Annotated in this window: 18 protein-coding genes and 1 tRNA gene; 6 read left to right on the top strand and 13 right to left on the bottom strand. The window is 66.8% G+C overall.

The window, feature by feature from the left end:
• Window positions 1–9: 9 nt before the first annotated feature.
• Window positions 10–468, bottom strand: coding sequence for an Lrp/AsnC family transcriptional regulator (locus tag NO345_RS05790; RefSeq protein WP_256297301.1), 459 nt, complete (start codon window positions 466–468; stop codon window positions 10–12).
• Window positions 469–553: 85 nt separating this feature from the next.
• Here NO345_RS05790 and NO345_RS05795 point away from each other — a divergent pair, with 85 nt between their 5' ends.
• Window positions 554–721: an FmdB family zinc ribbon protein gene (locus NO345_RS05795; RefSeq protein WP_256297303.1), complete on the top strand. Its 168-nt coding sequence runs from the start codon at window positions 554–556 to the stop codon at window positions 719–721.
• A 42-nt stretch (window positions 722–763) separates the two neighbouring features.
• On the opposite strand, the gene NO345_RS05800 is transcribed toward NO345_RS05795, so the two are convergent.
• Window positions 764–1,570 (bottom strand): inositol monophosphatase family protein, encoded by an 807-nt coding sequence (locus tag NO345_RS05800; RefSeq protein ID WP_256297304.1) that lies wholly within the window; start codon window positions 1,568–1,570, stop codon window positions 764–766.
• A gap of 78 nt (window positions 1,571–1,648) precedes the next feature.
• Complete coding sequence (locus tag NO345_RS05805; protein ID WP_256297306.1) at window positions 1,649–2,809, bottom strand: hypothetical protein; 1,161 nt, start codon at window positions 2,807–2,809, stop codon at window positions 1,649–1,651.
• A 171-nt stretch (window positions 2,810–2,980) separates the two neighbouring features.
• Between NO345_RS05805 and NO345_RS05810 the strand changes: the two genes are divergently transcribed.
• Entirely contained in the window at window positions 2,981–3,244 is a 264-nt protein-coding gene (locus NO345_RS05810) for a DUF8072 family protein (protein ID WP_256297308.1), read from the top strand.
• Between the two features lie 112 nt (window positions 3,245–3,356).
• Here NO345_RS05810 and NO345_RS05815 read toward each other — a convergent pair whose 3' ends face one another.
• From NO345_RS05815 to NO345_RS05825, 3 genes are all read right to left on the bottom strand, one after another.
• Window positions 3,357–3,713, bottom strand: a complete 357-nt coding sequence (locus NO345_RS05815; RefSeq protein WP_256297310.1) for a DUF7344 domain-containing protein — start codon at window positions 3,711–3,713, stop codon at window positions 3,357–3,359.
• A gap of 177 nt (window positions 3,714–3,890) precedes the next feature.
• On the bottom strand, window positions 3,891–4,400 hold the full coding sequence (locus NO345_RS05820) for an Lrp/AsnC family transcriptional regulator (protein WP_256297311.1): 510 nt from the start codon (window positions 4,398–4,400) through the stop codon (window positions 3,891–3,893).
• Between the two features lie 463 nt (window positions 4,401–4,863).
• A tRNA-Leu gene (locus tag NO345_RS05825) sits at window positions 4,864–4,947 on the bottom strand.
• Between the two features lie 192 nt (window positions 4,948–5,139).
• On the opposite strand from NO345_RS05825, the gene NO345_RS05830 reads away from it, so the two are divergent.
• The gene (locus NO345_RS05830; RefSeq protein ID WP_256297313.1) at window positions 5,140–5,634 is read left to right on the top strand and encodes a DUF309 domain-containing protein; all 495 of its coding nucleotides are present in this window, start codon (window positions 5,140–5,142) and stop codon (window positions 5,632–5,634) included.
• A gap of 611 nt (window positions 5,635–6,245) precedes the next feature.
• Here NO345_RS05830 and NO345_RS19770 read toward each other — a convergent pair.
• Genes NO345_RS19770 through NO345_RS05860 form a run of 6 tightly spaced genes read right to left on the bottom strand, consistent with a single transcriptional unit; the run spans window position 6,246 to window position 12,349 of the window.
• The gene (locus NO345_RS19770; RefSeq protein ID WP_256297315.1) at window positions 6,246–7,178 is read right to left on the bottom strand and encodes a DMT family transporter; all 933 of its coding nucleotides are present in this window, start codon (window positions 7,176–7,178) and stop codon (window positions 6,246–6,248) included.
• 54 nt (window positions 7,179–7,232) lie between these two features.
• A complete protein-coding gene (locus NO345_RS05840; protein WP_256297316.1) occupies window positions 7,233–7,949 on the bottom strand; it encodes an ABC transporter ATP-binding protein in 717 nt (238 codons plus the stop codon).
• Complete coding sequence (locus NO345_RS05845) at window positions 7,946–8,767, bottom strand: ABC transporter ATP-binding protein (RefSeq protein ID WP_256297318.1); 822 nt, start codon at window positions 8,765–8,767, stop codon at window positions 7,946–7,948. The genes NO345_RS05840 and NO345_RS05845 overlap by 4 nt, the downstream gene beginning before the upstream one ends.
• Window positions 8,760–10,052, bottom strand: a complete 1,293-nt coding sequence (locus tag NO345_RS05850) for a branched-chain amino acid ABC transporter permease (RefSeq protein ID WP_256297319.1) — start codon at window positions 10,050–10,052, stop codon at window positions 8,760–8,762. The genes NO345_RS05845 and NO345_RS05850 overlap by 8 nt, the downstream gene beginning before the upstream one ends.
• Before the next feature lies 1 nt (window position 10,053).
• Window positions 10,054–11,016 carry a branched-chain amino acid ABC transporter permease gene (locus NO345_RS05855; RefSeq protein ID WP_256297320.1) on the bottom strand — a complete coding sequence of 321 codons (963 nt, stop codon included), beginning with the start codon at window positions 11,014–11,016 and terminating at the stop codon, window positions 10,054–10,056.
• 7 nt (window positions 11,017–11,023) lie between these two features.
• Window positions 11,024–12,349, bottom strand: coding sequence for an ABC transporter substrate-binding protein (locus tag NO345_RS05860; RefSeq protein WP_256297321.1), 1,326 nt, complete (start codon window positions 12,347–12,349; stop codon window positions 11,024–11,026).
• A gap of 198 nt (window positions 12,350–12,547) precedes the next feature.
• Between NO345_RS05860 and NO345_RS05865 the strand changes: the two genes are divergently transcribed.
• A complete protein-coding gene (locus tag NO345_RS05865) occupies window positions 12,548–13,387 on the top strand; it encodes a proline dehydrogenase family protein (RefSeq protein ID WP_256297322.1) in 840 nt (279 codons plus the stop codon).
• Window positions 13,388–13,473: 86 nt separating this feature from the next.
• The gene (locus tag NO345_RS05870) at window positions 13,474–13,698 is read left to right on the top strand and encodes a hypothetical protein (protein ID WP_256297323.1); all 225 of its coding nucleotides are present in this window, start codon (window positions 13,474–13,476) and stop codon (window positions 13,696–13,698) included.
• 32 nt (window positions 13,699–13,730) lie between these two features.
• On the opposite strand, the gene NO345_RS05875 is transcribed toward NO345_RS05870, so the two are convergent.
• Entirely contained in the window at window positions 13,731–14,453 is a 723-nt protein-coding gene (locus NO345_RS05875) for a helix-turn-helix domain-containing protein (RefSeq protein WP_256297324.1), read from the bottom strand.
• Between the two features lie 128 nt (window positions 14,454–14,581).
• Between NO345_RS05875 and NO345_RS05880 the strand changes: the two genes are divergently transcribed.
• Window positions 14,582–15,364: a M14 family metallopeptidase gene (locus NO345_RS05880; protein WP_256297325.1), complete on the top strand. Its 783-nt coding sequence runs from the start codon at window positions 14,582–14,584 to the stop codon at window positions 15,362–15,364.
• The last annotated feature ends 77 nt before the right edge of the window (window positions 15,365–15,441 follow it).

Here is a 15,441-nt window from a genome sequence, read left to right on the forward strand (position 1 = left end):
CGGTAACCGCTACTCCCCGGCGATGGGCAGCTCCTCGGACTCGTGGGGTGTCCCGAGGATGACCATCGTCTGCGAGCGCGCGAAGCCGTCCATCTGGGCGATGCGGTCGAACATCAGCTCCCGGAGCGCGTCGGCGTCCTCGGCGTACACCCGGCCCATCACGTCCCACTCGCCGGTCGTCAGGTGGACCTCCTGTACCCCTTCAATCGCCTGCAACCGCTCCAGCGTGTCCTGCTCGCGCCCCTGCTCGACGCGCAGCCCGATGATGGCGGAGATGCCGAGGTCGATGGCCTTCGGGTCGAGCTTCGCGTGGTAGCCCTGGATGACGCCGGCGTCCTCCAGCCGGCCGACGCGGTCGTGGACCGTCGCGCTCGACATGTCGATTCGACGGGCGATCTCGCTGAACGTCGTCCGTGCGTTCTCCTGGAGGATGCGGAGGATCTGTCTGTCCGTCTCGTCGAGTTCCATAGTCCGTGGTACCGCCCCGAGGAGAAAAAACGCGACCCTCCCGAACAGCATTTATCTACCGGAACGTCGTACGCTAACATTGGGCATGGGATTCCTAGATTCGGTCAGAGGCCTGTTCGGTACCGACGAACGAACGTTCCACTACGTCTGTGAACGGTGCGACACGGAGTTCGAGTCGACGAAGTCGGACATGTCCGCGGTGGCCTGTCCCGACTGCCGCTCGACGAAGATTCGGGCGGTCTCGCCGGCCTGAGCGGTCGGGACGCGGCGTATCCCACCGCTCCGGGCCGACCTGCTACACCTGGCGTACGTCCTCGATAGCCCGCGCCGCCGCCAGCGCCTCCTCGTGGGCCGCACCGTTCGACGCCACCAGCCCACGGCTGTCGTGCCGCCAGCGGTCGCCGTCGATGTCGGTCACTTTTCCGCCGGCCTGCCGGACCATGTGGACGCCCGCGACGGTATCCCACGGGTTCGCGTCGACGTTCGTGATGGTGGCCTCCAGTCCACCCGAGGCGACCATGCCGAGCGCGGCCTGCGCGCAGCCGACGCGGCGCATGTCGCCGAACCGTTCCACGATCTCGCGGCAGGCCGTCGCGTACTCGTCGCGCCGGTCCCGCGGCCACCAGATGGTCGGGCAGCCGACCGCACGCTCGGGGTCCGAGACGTCGCTGACGGCGAGCTCGTCGCCGTTCAGCACCACGTGCTCGTCGTCCGCGACGTACACGTCGTCGAGCGCCGGCAGCACGTTCGCCGCCGCGACCGGTTCGCCGTCGACGACCGCCGCGACGCTCGTCGCCCACACCGAGAAGCCGCGGACGTAGTTGTTCGTCCCGTCGATGGGGTCGATGATCCACGCTGGCCCCGAATCCGGTACCTCCTTCAGCTCGTCGTCCTCCTCGCCGACGATGGCGTCCTCCGGGAACTCGTCGCGGATGGTCGAGACGACCTCGCGCTGGGCGTCACGGTCGGCCTGGGTCACCACGTCCGTCTTCCCGTCCTTCTCCTCGACGGCGATACCGGTCCGGAAGTGGCCCTCGGCGACGGCCGCCCCGGAACGTGCGGCGCGCTCGACGAGCCGGGCGCGCACTGCGTAGTCGGTCATGCACTCACACGGGAGAGCCGCGCAAAAAGGCCCTCCGGTTCGTCCGGACGTGTGGCGGTTTCCGGCGTCGTGCCGTCGTCACCAGTGCGCCTCGGCGATGCGCTGCTCACCGTCCCCGTTGACGGCGTCGATGATGCGCCGGATGTAATCACACGATGCCGCACCGCTCAGTCCGTCGCTGTTGTCGAAGTCGTCCTCGTCGACGCCGAACACCGACGGGGTGTCGGGCCTCGGCGGCTGGCCGGTCATCTCGTAGCTGCCCACGAGACGGCCGCCCCCGTCGACCACCTCGACACCGAGTACGAGGCGGTTACGCCCGTCGACGTCGACGTTCCCGACGTTGCTCACCTCGTACTCCCAGTAGATCTCGTTGGCGGTGTTCGCGTACGACATGCACTCCCAGCGGCCGTCGATTACCTCCGTGATCTCGAACGCGTCCGCCAGGTCGATGATGCGCACCAGGATCGGTTCGAGGGAGTTCGCTGCCGTGTTCGCGACCCGAACGCTGTGTGTTCCGGGCTGGTCCGGGACCACGAACCGGGGCCGGAGTCGTTCCGTCCCACCCGGTTGCAGGTGTAGCTCCTCCGCGCCTTCGCTGTCCAGGAACTGCCACTGGATCGTCGTCGAGACCGGCGCGGCGGACTCGTTCGTCACCGTTATCTCGACGACAACCTCCTCGCCGATGACCAGCTGCGACGGCACGGAGACCTCCGTGTCGAACTCGACCGGCACGAGCTCGACGGTTTCGGACCGCCGTTCGCCCGTCTCGTGAACGACGACCTCGACCGTCGTCTCTCCGGGCTCGTCCGGCGGCCGGAGCGGGAGTTCGACGGTTCGGCCGGCTTCTGGCTCGAGCGTCACCTCCACGGTCCGCACGCCTTCGCCGACCCGGACGCTGAGGGTCGCGGTCCCCCGTCGCGAGCCGGTGTTCTCGACCACGACGGTCGCACTCGCTTCGCGCCCTGCCGGCAGGGTGGGGCGGACGGACAGTTCGCCGAGTTCGAACGTTGCCGATGGGGACGTCTCGGTCTCGCCGTCGCCACCACCGCCGTCGTCGCCACCACCGCCGTCGTCGCCGCCACCACCGCCGTCGTCGCCACCACCACCGCCACCGTCGTCGTCAGCACTATCGCCACCGCCACCGCCGCCACCCCCTCCCTGGGGCGTCGATTCCGGCACGGTTCCACCGCCGCCGCCGTCGCTCTCGTCGCCGGTCACACAGCCCGACAGTGCGGTCACTCCAGCTGCACTGACGGACAGTAACCAGTCCCTTCGGTTCAGATCTCCCCCCATAGATACTCGGCACGGACCAGCGTGGAAAGTAGTGAGTGCTGGATATACACTGCCCGTTAAACCCGCCAGCTGCCGCCGACCGACGCCGATTTGGCGGCGGACGTTCACGGGTCGAGTATGAACCGTCTCGCGAAGCGACTCTACAACATCGCACCGGACACCGTGACGCTCACCTTCGCCGATGGCTCGACCGTCGACCTGTCCATGCACCACGCCGAGTTCTTCCAGGACGACCTCGAGGCCGAGGGCGAGACCGACGACGGCACCACCTACCGCATCGTCGACGGCGACGACGACGAGACGCTGCTCGCCGCCCGCGAGAGCGACGACGGCTGGGCGGTGGTGGGCGACGTGACCGGCGTCGAGGTGGGTGACTCGTGAGCAGTTCTGTGCCGGTCGATGTGTGGTGAACCAGCTGGCCGGTCGATGTGCGAGTCTATCGACCGTCAGTATGTGGCGGGGTGAAGTACGGGACGGTGGCGGACTCCCTCGCTCACTCGTCAGCTACGATTGGCGGATAGCCGTCGAGACGTGCCGTGTCGGTTAGCAACCGGTCCAGGCCATCCGTTCTTCTGAGCGTTATGGAATCCTCGTTCTCGGCGACCGTGACGATGCCAGCGTCTTCGAGTTTCGGAAGATGGCTGTGGTGAAGGCCGATCTCGATAGCGTTCTCTTCGGTCGGCCCGTCCATCCCTGTTCGGTCGGCTTCCCACGTGGCGATAGCGGTCGCGAGGGTGCCGATAGAGAGCGCCTCCGATTCCTCCGCCAGGAGATAGAGGGCATAGCGCCGGTGGGGATGCGTCAGCAGGTCGAACGTTTCGTTCAGTTCCGTGGTGTCCATCCTTGCCATCACCTATCGATTGGCCCAGACCACCTTAACATCTTTTTTACGATAACTTTATACAATTGATAATTCTGTATCGATGTGGGTGTTCGGTTGACTTTCCCAAGCGATGCGGGCACGGGACTCCGAGCCCTGCCGATACGGATTCAGTAATCCAACTACTGTCGTCGTTCCAGTCCGAGACTACTCTTCGGAGTCGTCGTCCGAGGGCGTATCGGGGTCGTCGGCTATCTCCTGGTGGAAGTGATTCCACGGTTGGGCATGTTCCTCCGCCAGGATGTTGCTGGTCACGATCTGCAGGTCCAGCTCGTCCAACTGTTCGGTGCTCTCCTTTACGTCGGAGGTCGCTTCGGCCACGACCTCGACGTGGAGGTTCTCCTCGCCGGCCAGCATCTCCCGCACATTGACGACGCCACGGACTTCGAGGGCCTCTTTCGCCATCTCCGACCGTCGGGAGAGGTCGGTCGAACAGATGAACAGAACGCGCATGGGATACCCCGCCGCCTCGTAGTTGATCTCGGGATTGTACCCGAGGATGACCCCCTTTTCCTCCAGTTGTTCGATCCGATTGTTGACCGTCGTCCCGGTAACGTCGGTCTCCTCGGCGATGTCCGTGTCGCTTGCCCCGCGAGCATCCACCTGTAGCAGGTGCAGTATGCGGCGGTCGAGATTGTTGAGTGGATCGTCGACCATGCTCATCATCCGGGGTCGAATGAGTTGAGTCGTTCGCCCAACCGGCCACACGCGACTCCTCCGGGACTGGCCTTCGGTACTGTTTCCGCACCCTCTACTTCCCGAGCCGGGGAGGGGAACGATGCATCCGCTCGCCACACCGACGGTGAGTTCGACTCTCACACGATCTGAACCCTCGGACCACTGGAAGACGGTTCGCTCGCGGGGCTCGCTCACCGACCTCCAAGCCGCCGTTCGCCTCGCTCACGGCGACTCTACAGGAGCGGATTCGGACCGGTCGCTCTCGAGTTTGCGTTCGATAGTGTTTGCGAGGGCAAGACGCTCCGTCTTGCCGCATTCGGCCGCGGACGTCGTCCACGGCGTCATGCGAGGGAAGGGATTTGAACCACGGTCGCAGCGAGCTGCTCCCTGGCTCAAATCCCTTCCCTCGTGCATTCAGGCGCTCACTGCGTTCGCGCCCTCATGCGAGGGAAGGGATTTGAACCCTCGGACCTCTACAGGAGCGGATCTTGAGTCCGCCGCCGTTTCCAGGCTTGGCTACCCTCGCACGTACACAGCTCTCGGTGTGGATGGTGGTAAAACGTTGCGAAGCGGCACGAACTACCGACCGTCGCCGGTGTCCGAGCTCCCTGGTCACCGGCCCCCTCCTGGTTGGCCACCCGACACGTTCCGGGGAGACATCTTGCGATTCCGACTTGAGACCGAAGGAGTATGCCGGGGGAGACCGTACGTGGAATCGATGGACGAACACACGCTGGACACCGGAGTCGCACCGCCCGCGACGGGCGACCCGGCGGGCTGGCGTGCGGACCGGCCGGAGTCCAACGGCTGGGAGCACGGCACGCTCCGGCGGGCCGTCATCCACGGGGTCCGGCTGTACAACAGCGGCGAGTACCACGAATCGCACGATTGCTTCGAGGACGAGTGGTACAACTACGGCCGCGGGTCCACGGAGTCGAAGTTCCTCCACGCGATGGTGCAGGTGGCAGCGGGCGCGTACAAGCACTTCGACTTCGAGGACGACGACGGGATGCGGAGCCTGTTCCGGACCGCGCTCCAGTACTTCCACGGCGTTCCGCGGGACTACTACGGCGTCGACGTACTCGACGTGCGCTCGACGCTCACGAACGCGCTGGACGACCCCGAAGTCCTGCACGGCTGGCAGATAGCGCTCGACGGCGAGCACCTGACCGCCCGCGACGTGGACTTCGAGTACGCCGAGCGGCTGGAGTGAGCTGGGGAACTGTGTTGTGACGGTACCTGATTAGAGAAAAGGAATCAGTGAGCGGAATCTCGAAAAGAGGTTGGAGTCACTCGCGGTATCGTCGGCCACTTCGGAATCGCCCCGGGCGATACTCCCATCGAGGTTCACGTCCGGCGAACTGTCCCCTCCTTCCATACTCGATACGGTACGTTCCGAATCATCGGGATCGATTGGATCGGGTGACTCGACACCTGTCGACTCCCGGGCTGTCTGCTCCGCGGTCATCGGTCGGAAGTTGCTGTTAGAACAGTTCCTGCACTCGACCGGATTTTGGGTATGTATCGTTCCGCAACGTTTACATTTCCAGTTCATGGTTCGTCAATCCAGTGCCGGCGGTAGGATAGACCCTCGTCTGTTCTTACTGGAGATTCGATATGCGTAATCCAACCCACTGTGCCGTACCTTCATCTCTCAGATAGAACACGTGGTCCGGATGTAATAATCCCGATGGCTCCGGCGTGCAGGAAATCTCTCTTTTCTCCAGTATCAGAACCGGCTATCCGTACGTTCGGGTAGGTGATAGCTGCCCCGTGATACGGCGATGAATACGGGATGGGGTGAAGATGGACCTGACCGCGTAATCAAGCAGTCGTCGACTCCTCTTCCTCGCCGTCGTCGGCCCGCTCCCGGCTCACGACCCAGATGCCGAGCGCCATCAGCGCGCCGCCGACGGCGAAGCCCGGGCCGAGCGTCTCGCCGAGCAGGGCCGCGCCGAGGGCCGCGCCGACGACCGGCTGGGCGAAGAAGAACACCGAGATGGTGCCCGCGGGCACGTACTCGAGGCCCTTGTACCAGAGGTACCAGGCGGCCGCGGTCGCGAGGACGCCGAGGTAGAGCACGGCGAGCACCGAGGTGCCGTCCGTCGGGAGCGACGAGACGCCGCCCGGCGTCCGGGCGAGTTCGACCGCCGACAGCGCGCCGAGCATCGGGACGGACGCGACGGTCGCGTACGTCGCGGCCGTCAGCGCGGAGTAGCGGCGGACGACGCGGACGCCCTGGACCGTGTACGCCGCCCAGGTGACGCTCGCGGCGAGCAGGAGCACGACGCCGAGCAGGCTGCCGGCCCCGACCGCGGCGAGGTCGTACTGCCCGGCGACGACCGCGACGGTGCCCGCGAGCGCGAGGGCGATGCCGGCGGCCTTCGTCGGCGTGACGCGCTCCCCGAGGACGACGGCACCCAGGAAGACCGTCGCAATCGGCGTCAGCACGGTCAGCAGCGACGCCTCGCTCGCGGTGGTCAGCTCGGTGCCGACGAACTGCGTCGCGTTGGTGAGGGTGACCCACGCGCCGAGCGCCACGAACGTCGGCCAGTCGCCGCGGTCTATCGTCGGCCGGCCGCCTCCCAGCCCGAGCACCCCGAAGAGGACGGCCGCCCCGACGGCGACCCGCAGGAAGCCGAGCGTGAGCGGCGGAATAGCGCCGAAGCTCCACTTGCTCACGACGTACATCCCGCCCCACAGCGCGGCCGCTGCGAGCGGGGCGAGCGCGAAGACGTAGCGTCTGATGTCGGTCACTTGTTGGGATGGAGAGGATGGGATGACGGAAGGTTGCTGCGATTCGGGACCGGGCTACGCGCCGAGGTAGAGCTTCGAGACCTCCTCGTTGTCGAGCAGGTCCTCGGCGGCGTCCTCGAACCGGACGGTGCCCTGGTCGAGCACGTAGCCGCGGTCGGAGATGCCCAGGCCCTTCTTGGCGTTCTGTTCGACCATGAGGATGGCCGTGTCGAGCTCGTTCACGGCCTGCACGTGCCCGAACACCTCGTCGGCGGTGTTCGGGGCGAGCCCGGCGGACGGCTCGTCGATGAGGAGCACGTCGGGCTCCATCACGAGTGCGCGGGCGAACGCGAGCACCTGGCGCTGGCCGCCCGAGAGCGTCCGGGCCTTCGACTTCCGGCGCTCGTCGAGCAGCGGGAACTGGTCGTACAGCTCGCCGATGACCCGGTCGAGGCCGCTCTCGCGGGCGACGCCGCCCATGCGGAGGTTCTCGTCGATGGTCAGCGACCCGAACACGTTGTCCGTCTGCGGGACGTAGCCGATGCCCGCGCGGACGATGTCCTCCGGGGCCATGCCGCCGATCTCGTCGCCGTGGTAGGTCACCGACCCGGTCCACGGCGTCAGCAGGCCGAAGGCGGTCTTCAGCACCGTCGACTTGCCGGCCCCGTTCGGGCCGATGAGGCAGACGATCTCGTTCTCGTCCAGGTGCAGCGAGAGGTCGGTGAGCACCTGCACCTCGCCGTAGCCGCTGTCGACGTCGGCGAGTTCGAGGACCGTCGCGTCGCCGTTCATGTGTCACCTCCGAGGTAGGCGTCGATGACGCGCTCGTCGGACTGTACCGCCTCGGGCGGTCCCTCCATCAGCACGTTCCCCTGGTTCAGCACGACGATGGGGTCGGCCAGCTCCATGACGAACTCCATGTCGTGCTCGATGATACAGAACGTGGTTCCCTGCTCGTTGAGCCGGCGGATCTGCTCGGCGAGGTCGTTCCGGAGCGTCGGGTTGACGCCGGCGACAGGCTCGTCGAGCAGCAGTATCTCGGGGTCGGCGAGCATCGCCCGGGCGAGCTCGACCAGCTTCATCTGCCCGCCAGAGATGTCGGTCGCGGGCTGGGTCGCGAGGTGGTCGATCTCGAACTCCTCTAAGATGCGCTGGGCCTCCTCGAGGTTGGCCGACTCGGCCGCGGCGACGCCCTCGGGGTCGGTGAACAGCTTCACGAACGACTCGCCGGGCTGCTCGCGCGGACCGACCAGCATCGCCTCGCGGACGGTCATCCCCTCGAGCTTGCGCGGGGTCTGGAACGTCCGGATGAGGCCGGCATCGGCGACCTCGTACGGCTCCCGTCCCGTCACGTCGATGCCGTTGACCTCGACGCGACCGCCGTCGGGCTCGTAGAAGCCCGAGATGAGGTTGAAGATGGTCGACTTGCCGGCCCCGTTCGGGCCGATGACCCCGGTGATGGTGCCGCGTTCGACCTCGAAGGTCGCGTGGTCGGTCGCGACGAGACCGCCGAACGCCTTCTGCAGGTCTTCGACGCGGAGGACGACGTCCTCCTTCTCCATGTCGGCACCCTCGTGGCGCTCGCGCATGGACGTGGCACCCTCACTCATCGGCACCACCCCGTGCCTCGCGGACGCCGACGTCCGGGCCCTCGGGCACCTCGTCGACGGTCCCCGGCCAGATGAGCTCGCGCTGCGGTGGCAGCAGGCCCTCCGGTCGGAAGCGCATCAGGATGACGATGATGACCCCGATGAGCAGCAGCCGCATCGGGCCGCCGAACCCCGTGAGCGAGAGGACGACCTCGGTCGCGCCCAGGTCGAACGAGAGGGTGACCTGGTTGAGGAAGCGCGTCCCCTCGCGGATGGCGACGACGACGAAGCCGCCGAACAGCGCGCCGCGGTTCGAGCCGCTGCCGCCGAGGATGACCGCGACCCAGACGTAGAACGTCGTGATGGGGTCCAGGTCGCCCGGGCTCACGTACAGGTTCAGGTGCGCGTAGAACACGCCGGCCAGCGCCATCACGAGGCTGCCCAGCACGAACGACTGCATCTTGAACGAGTACGTGTTCTTGCCGAGCGCACGCGCGAGGTCCTCGTCGGCGCGGATGGTCCGCAGCACGCGTCCCCACGGCGAGCGGTGGACCCGCCGGAGCGCCGTGTAGCTGATACCGAGGAACACGAACACGAGCGCGACGTTCAGCAGCGCCCGCCAGAACGGCGTCCCGAGGACGATCTCCTGCCCGAACGTGAAGCCGATGCCGAACACCGGCTCCGCGATGGTGATGGAGCCGCCCGGAACGAAGTCGATGACCGTCTCCGGCATCGACTGGGGGAACGTCGCGAGCACCGGCCAGCCCGCGAAGAAGCTCGGGATGCCGCGGACGCCCGCGCTGCCGTTCGTCCAGTTCTGCTGGTTCAACACGATGAGCCTGACGACCTCCGCCAGCCCCAGCGAGGCGATGGCGAGGTAGTCCGCGCGCAGGCGCAGCGTGGGGATGCCGATGGCCAGCGCGATGACGGTCGCGACGACGATGGCGATGACGAGCCCCACGACCGGGTTCAGCACGACGCTCGGGACCCCGATGTCGAGCAGGGACTGTCGGATGGGCGACGAACTCGCGCTGATCAGCACGGTCCCGTACGCACCGACGCCGAAGAACGCGGCGACGCTGAAGTTGATGAGCCCGGTGAACCCCCACTGGGAGTTCAGGCCGAGCGACAGCAGCGCGTACATGCTCCCGAGGCCGATGAGGAACAGGAAGTACGAGGGGTTCAGTGCGCCGGTCAACAGGCCGAACACGAGGAACAGCGCGAAGCCGACGATGAACAGCGTGACGCCCTGCTCCGCACGGGTCATGTCGGCGAACTCGTCGGTGGGGTTGGCGAGCCAGCTCATGTCAGGTCGCCTCCCCCATGATGCCGTTGGGTCTGACCAGCAGGACCGCGACCATGATGACGAACACCACCGCCTCGGCGTACTGGATGCCGATGGGGATGGCGAAGTCCTCCGTGATGAACGGGATGTACTCGACGAACGGGATGAGTGTCCCGATCTCGCCGAGGACGGGCATGAGCTCGTGGATCATCCCGATGAGGAACCCGCCGAGCATCGCCCCGTACACCGAGCCGATGCCGCCGAGGATGACCGCCGCGAAGATGAGCAGCAGCAGCGAGAAGCCCATCCGCGGGGAGAGCTGGTTGTAGAGGCCGAGGAAGACGCCCCCGGCACCCGCCAGCCCGGCCCCGATGACCCACGTCCAGAGCTTCACCCGGGCGGTCCGGATGCCGCTGACGCGGGCGAGCTCGGGGTTGTCCGCCATCGCGCGCATCTTCCGCCCGAGGTCGGTGTACTGCAGCAGGACGTGCAGCCCGGTGACGAGGACGGCCGCCGAGAGCACGATGGCCACGTCGTGCTCGGTGATGCGGATGCCGTACGGGATGAGCCACTCGATGGGCCGGAGCGTCTGCACGTCGTACCGGGTGAAGTCGGCCCCGAAGCGGAGCTGGAGGATCGCCCGGTAGATGAACGCGATACCGATGGAGGTGATGAGCATCCCGATGGAGCTCACGTCCATCGGCTTGTAGACGACCCGCTCCGTGACGACGGCGACGAGTGCCGCGACGGCGATGCCGGCGAGCAGGGCCACGAAGAAGCCGAACGGGAGCCCGAGCACCGCGCCGCCGAGGCTCCCGACGGCACCGAACGTGATGAGCGCGGTGTAGGCCCCGATCGTCATCGTGTCGCCGTGGGCGAAGTTCGCGAAGTCCGCGATGCTGTACACCAGCGAGAGGCCGATGCTCCCGAGCACGATGATGCTGCTGAATATCAGACCGTTCGCGAGATATTCCAGAAGGGGCATCGGTGGCTTAGCCTTCGATGAAGCCGATGCCGACGTAGTCGTGGTTCTGGACCTCGAGGATCTGCAGGAACCCCTTCGGGTCACCGTTCTCGTCGAAGTCGATGGGGCCACTGACGCCTTGGTAGTCGACGTCGCTCGGACCGCCGCCGTCGGCGAGGATCTGGTGGGCCGCCTCGTAGGAGGTCACCTGCTCGCCCTCGGGGCCGCTGACCTCGCGGACGGTCTCCTGGAGCGCCTCGCCGGTGAAATCGTCGGCCGCCTGGATGGCCAGCGCCGCGTTGATGACGCAGTCGTAGGCGTAGGCGGACCAGACGGTCGGTGCCTCGCCGTACTCGTCCTCGAACGTCGAGGCGAACTGCTGGTAGTTCTCCTCCTCGACGGGCGCGGAGGGGACGACGATCTTCATGCCGTTCATGCTGCCCTCCGGCGTGTTCTCGAGGACGTCCGTGCCGGAGACGGAGTCCGCGCCGTACATCGGTGCGTCGTACCCGCTGGAGTACATCTCGTTGACCATCGTCGCGAACTCCGGCTGGTACGTGATGAACAGCCAGGCGTCCGCGCCGGAGCCGTTCATCTGCGAGACGACGCTGGAGTAGGACTGCTGCTCTTGGTCGTGGGAGTTGTTGTACGCGATCTCCCCGTCCCAGTTCTCGACGAACGCGTCGGCGAGGCTCTGTCCGTAGTCGTTGTTGACGTAGGTGACCGCGACCGACTCGTGGCCGTCCTCCGCCATGATGTTCGCCAGCGCGAGCGACTGGGTGCGGCCCGTCGGCGACATCCGGAGCAGTCCGGGGAAGTCGGTGAGGCTCAGCCCCGTGGAGTTCTGGCTGAGTTGGACGACGTCGGTGCCCTGGACGACGCTCTCGTAGATGGCCAGCGAGACGCCCGAGCCCACCGCCCCGATGAGGAACGGGACGCCGTCCTGGTTCACGAGCTTCTGTGCCGCCGAGACGCCGCCCTGTGATTCGGACTGCGAGTCCTCGACGATGATGCTGAGTTCGCCGTCCTTGACGCCGACGTCGTTGACGTCTGCGAGCGCGAGGTCCTTCCCGCGCTGGTTGCGCTGCCCGAACGCCGACAGCGAACCGGTGGTCGCGTCGACCATGCCGATCTCGAACGTGCTCGCACCGCCGCCACCGCCCCCGTCCGTCGTCTCCGTCTCGTCGCCGCCACCCCCACCGCCACCCCCACCGCTCTCCGTTGGCGTGTCGGTGTCGTCACCGCCGTCGTCCGGATTCGTGCTGATACAGCCGGCCAGTGCCGCGATGCCCGCGCCACTGCCGACCTTGAGTACTGTTCTCCTGTCCATCTCTCCCGTGCTGTCTTGTGCCATGGTCTGTGCTGAATAATTATACTGGTAGAGTTAACCCCTGGCCTACCATGGTCGGGGACTCTACCGGTCCTTGGTCTGTGGTAACGATAACCTCTCCGCATGTGTGTTGTTCTCACTCATGGAATATATTCATTTCCCAGTCCGCAGAAGGAATTGGTCGGGTCCCGGTATAGGGCGGTAGAGCCTCCACTGGGTGGCATGATACCACCCATCGCCACCAACTTCGTCGCGGGCGAGACACCGGCCGAGGCGGTCCAGCACGCCCGCGAACTGAACCGGCGGGGCGTCGCCGTCATCCTGAACCTGCTCGGCGAGCACTACGACGACCGCGCCGACGCGGACGCTGACGCCGACGCGTACGTCGACCTCGCCGAGACCATCGCGGCCGACGACCTCGACGCCTGCATCTCGGTCAAACCCAGCCAGATCGGGCTCTCGCTCTCCGACGACGCGTTCCGCGAGAACCTCGCCCGGATCGTCGACGTCGCCGACGAGCACGGCGTGTTCGTCTGGATCGACATGGAGGACCACCCGACGACGGACGTGACCCTCGACGCGTTCGAGCGCCACGCCCGCGAGACCGACGGCAACGTCGGCGTCTGCGTGCAGGCGAACCTCAGGCGGACCAGCGAGGACCTCGAACGGCTCGCCGAGCTGCCGGGGAAGGTCCGGCTCGTCAAGGGGGCCTACGACGAACCCGGCGACATCGCCTACCGAAAGAAGGCGAAGGTAGACGAGGTGTACCGCGACCTCCTCCGGTTCATGTTCGAGGCGTTCGACGACGGCATCGCCGTCGGCAGCCACGACCCCGCGATGATACAGTACGCCGGCGAGCTCCACGCCGAACACGGCACGCCCTACGAGGTGCAGATGCTCATGGGTGTCCGCGAGGAGGCCCAGTTCGACCTCGCCGCCGAGGGCGTCGAGGTCTGGCAGTACGTCCCCTACGGTGGCAAGTGGTTCTCGTACTTCTACCGGCGGGTCCGCGAGCGCAAGTCGAACGCGCTGTTCGCGCTGCGGGCCGTCGTCGGGCGGTGAATGGTCGCCGATGGTCTCGGGTTCACAGGTGTCGGGGTCCGGTAAGCAGGCGTACGCTTTTCACGGTACTCGTTCAACTATCGGACATGTATCGGCGTCTCAGACGTTGGCTCGCCGAGCACTTCGGCGGTGACACCTCCGGTGAAGGCGGCGATGACGACGACGAATCGGAGGGGGGCCGGTTCGTCCCGTCGCCGCTCGACCTGTCGGTCCGGTTCGCCCACGGTAGCGGCGACAGCAACGTCGACCGCGAGCTGACGAAGGTCCACGAGGAGGCCAGAACGCTCGACGAACAGCGCCGTGACGACTGACCGGTGTCGCCACCGGTCGTTCCGTCGCCCGGCTACGGGTCCAGCAGCTTCGCCTCGGCCTTCCGCAGGTGTTCGAGCAGCGTCGTCTTCGAGATGTCCATGTCGTCGGCGAGCTCGCGGGTCGAGGTGCCGCGTGGCCACTCGAAGTAGCCGGCCTCGCGGGCGTGCTCGAACACCTCGCGCTGTGCGGCGGTGAGCGTGTCGAGGCGCTGCTCGCGTGGCGACTTGGTCCCCGAGTCCGACGAGGTGATCGAGGAGACCGTCACCTCCGCGTCGGCCTCCTGGCGGACGCCGTCGAGCTGGTCCTGTATCTCGGTGCGCTCGCCGGCGAAGCCCACCTGCCACTCCTCGCGGCCGTCCTCGATGCGGACGGGTGCGCTGTGGACGAAGCCGTGCTGGAGCAGTGTCGGGCAGACCATGTCGTTCGGGTTGTACTCGAGGAAGAACTCGCGGACGACGTTGCCCGGCGCGTTGCGTGCCCGCCCGAAGCGCTGCTGGAGCTCCTGGACCTCGCCGGCGTGGTCGGTCTCGCGGATGGCGTCGAGTAGCCGCTCGACCTCGCGTTCGGTCGCGCCGTAGGCGGTGAACAGTCCGTTGACGCTGTTCGTCGATAGTGCGTCGGCTCGGGGTGAGTCGTAGATCGCGTGGGCGAGGACGCCACCGTTTCGTCGGTCTGTCGCCTCGATCGCCCAGCAGTTCGGGTGCCACAGTTCCAACGTCAGTCTCGTTCCCGGTGTCTGGTCGGCCAACGCCATAGGTCTTGCAGCCTCTGGAACATCTTGTGTGTGTCGCCCTAACAGACTACTCCCGACCATGGTCGGGGGCGGTTCCGGGGCGCACGGTTCGAACGGTTTTACTCCCCCCGACCCCTGGGACGTGACGAATGCAGGTGACGAAGCTGGGGGAGGGTCGCGCCGAGGTCGCCGTCGTCGGCGGCATCCACGGCGACGAGCCCTGCGGTATCCGTGCCATCGAGCGACTGCTGCGGGACGCCCCCGAGGTGCGCCGGCCGGTGAAGCTGGTCGTCGCGAACGAGGCGGCCGCCGAGCGGGGCGTCCGGTACGTCGAGGAGGACCTGAACCGGGCGTTCCCGGGCTACCCGGACGGCGAGACACACGAGAAGCGACTCGCGTACGACCTGGCCCACGAGATAGAGGGCTGTCGGACGCTGGCGCTGCACTCCACGCAGTCCCACGCCGAACCGTTCGCCGTGGTCGACGGCGTCGACGACTTCGCGCGGACGGTCTGTCCGCGGCTGCCGGTCGCCTCGGTGGTCGAGACCGGCCGGTTCGTCGAGGGTCGCATCTTCAAGGCCGTCCCGGACACCATCGAGGTCGAGTGCGGGCTCCAGGGCAGCGAGGACGCCGCCGCGAACGGCTACCGGCTCGTGCTCTCCTTCCTGACCGCGACGGGGGTGCTCGCGGGCGTCGCACCCGCCAGGGACACGCCGGTGTTCCGTCTCGTCCGGCGCATCCCGAAGGGGGTCGCGAGCGAGTACGAGGTGTTCGTCGAGAACTTCCAGCGCGTCAGGGCGGGCGAGACGTACGCCGCCGTCGACGGCGAGAACGTCGTCGCGGACGAGCAGTTCTACCCGGTGCTCATGTCCTCGTACGGCTACGAGGACGTGTTCGGCTACGCGGCCGACAGGGTCGGCTACGTCGGCTGAGGTCGGTGCCGTCGACGCTCCTTACGGTCTGTCTCGCCGAGACGAAGGGCCAGATGGTCGGGCCGCTCGAACGGCCG

This window comes from Haloarchaeobius salinus (assembly GCF_024464185.1).
In the GTDB taxonomy this organism is placed as follows: domain Archaea; phylum Halobacteriota; class Halobacteria; order Halobacteriales; family Natrialbaceae; genus Haloarchaeobius; species Haloarchaeobius salinus.

Excerpts from the sequence above, each read along its gene's own strand:
- NO345_RS05790 (WP_256297301.1), bottom strand. The coding sequence starts at position 468 with ATGGAACTCGACGAGACGGACAGACAGATCCTCCGCATCCTCCAGGAG.
- NO345_RS05795 (WP_256297303.1), top strand. The coding sequence starts at position 554 with ATGGGATTCCTAGATTCGGTCAGAGGCCTGTTCGGTACCGACGAACGA.
- NO345_RS05800 (WP_256297304.1), bottom strand. The coding sequence starts at position 1,570 with ATGACCGACTACGCAGTGCGCGCCCGGCTCGTCGAGCGCGCCGCACGT.
- NO345_RS05810 (WP_256297308.1), top strand. The coding sequence starts at position 2,981 with ATGAACCGTCTCGCGAAGCGACTCTACAACATCGCACCGGACACCGTG.
- NO345_RS05815 (WP_256297310.1), bottom strand. The coding sequence starts at position 3,713 with ATGGCAAGGATGGACACCACGGAACTGAACGAAACGTTCGACCTGCTG.
- NO345_RS05820 (WP_256297311.1), bottom strand. The coding sequence starts at position 4,400 with ATGGTCGACGATCCACTCAACAATCTCGACCGCCGCATACTGCACCTG.
- NO345_RS05830 (WP_256297313.1), top strand. The coding sequence starts at position 5,140 with ATGGACGAACACACGCTGGACACCGGAGTCGCACCGCCCGCGACGGGC.
- NO345_RS05840 (WP_256297316.1), bottom strand. The coding sequence starts at position 7,949 with ATGAACGGCGACGCGACGGTCCTCGAACTCGCCGACGTCGACAGCGGC.
- NO345_RS05845 (WP_256297318.1), bottom strand. The coding sequence starts at position 8,767 with ATGAGTGAGGGTGCCACGTCCATGCGCGAGCGCCACGAGGGTGCCGAC.
- NO345_RS05850 (WP_256297319.1), bottom strand. The coding sequence starts at position 10,052 with ATGAGCTGGCTCGCCAACCCCACCGACGAGTTCGCCGACATGACCCGT.
- NO345_RS05855 (WP_256297320.1), bottom strand. The coding sequence starts at position 11,016 with ATGCCCCTTCTGGAATATCTCGCGAACGGTCTGATATTCAGCAGCATC.
- NO345_RS05860 (WP_256297321.1), bottom strand. The coding sequence starts at position 12,349 with ATGGCACAAGACAGCACGGGAGAGATGGACAGGAGAACAGTACTCAAG.
- NO345_RS05865 (WP_256297322.1), top strand. The coding sequence starts at position 12,548 with ATGATACCACCCATCGCCACCAACTTCGTCGCGGGCGAGACACCGGCC.
- NO345_RS05870 (WP_256297323.1), top strand. The coding sequence starts at position 13,474 with ATGTATCGGCGTCTCAGACGTTGGCTCGCCGAGCACTTCGGCGGTGAC.
- NO345_RS05875 (WP_256297324.1), bottom strand. The coding sequence starts at position 14,453 with ATGGCGTTGGCCGACCAGACACCGGGAACGAGACTGACGTTGGAACTG.
- NO345_RS05880 (WP_256297325.1), top strand. The coding sequence starts at position 14,582 with ATGCAGGTGACGAAGCTGGGGGAGGGTCGCGCCGAGGTCGCCGTCGTC.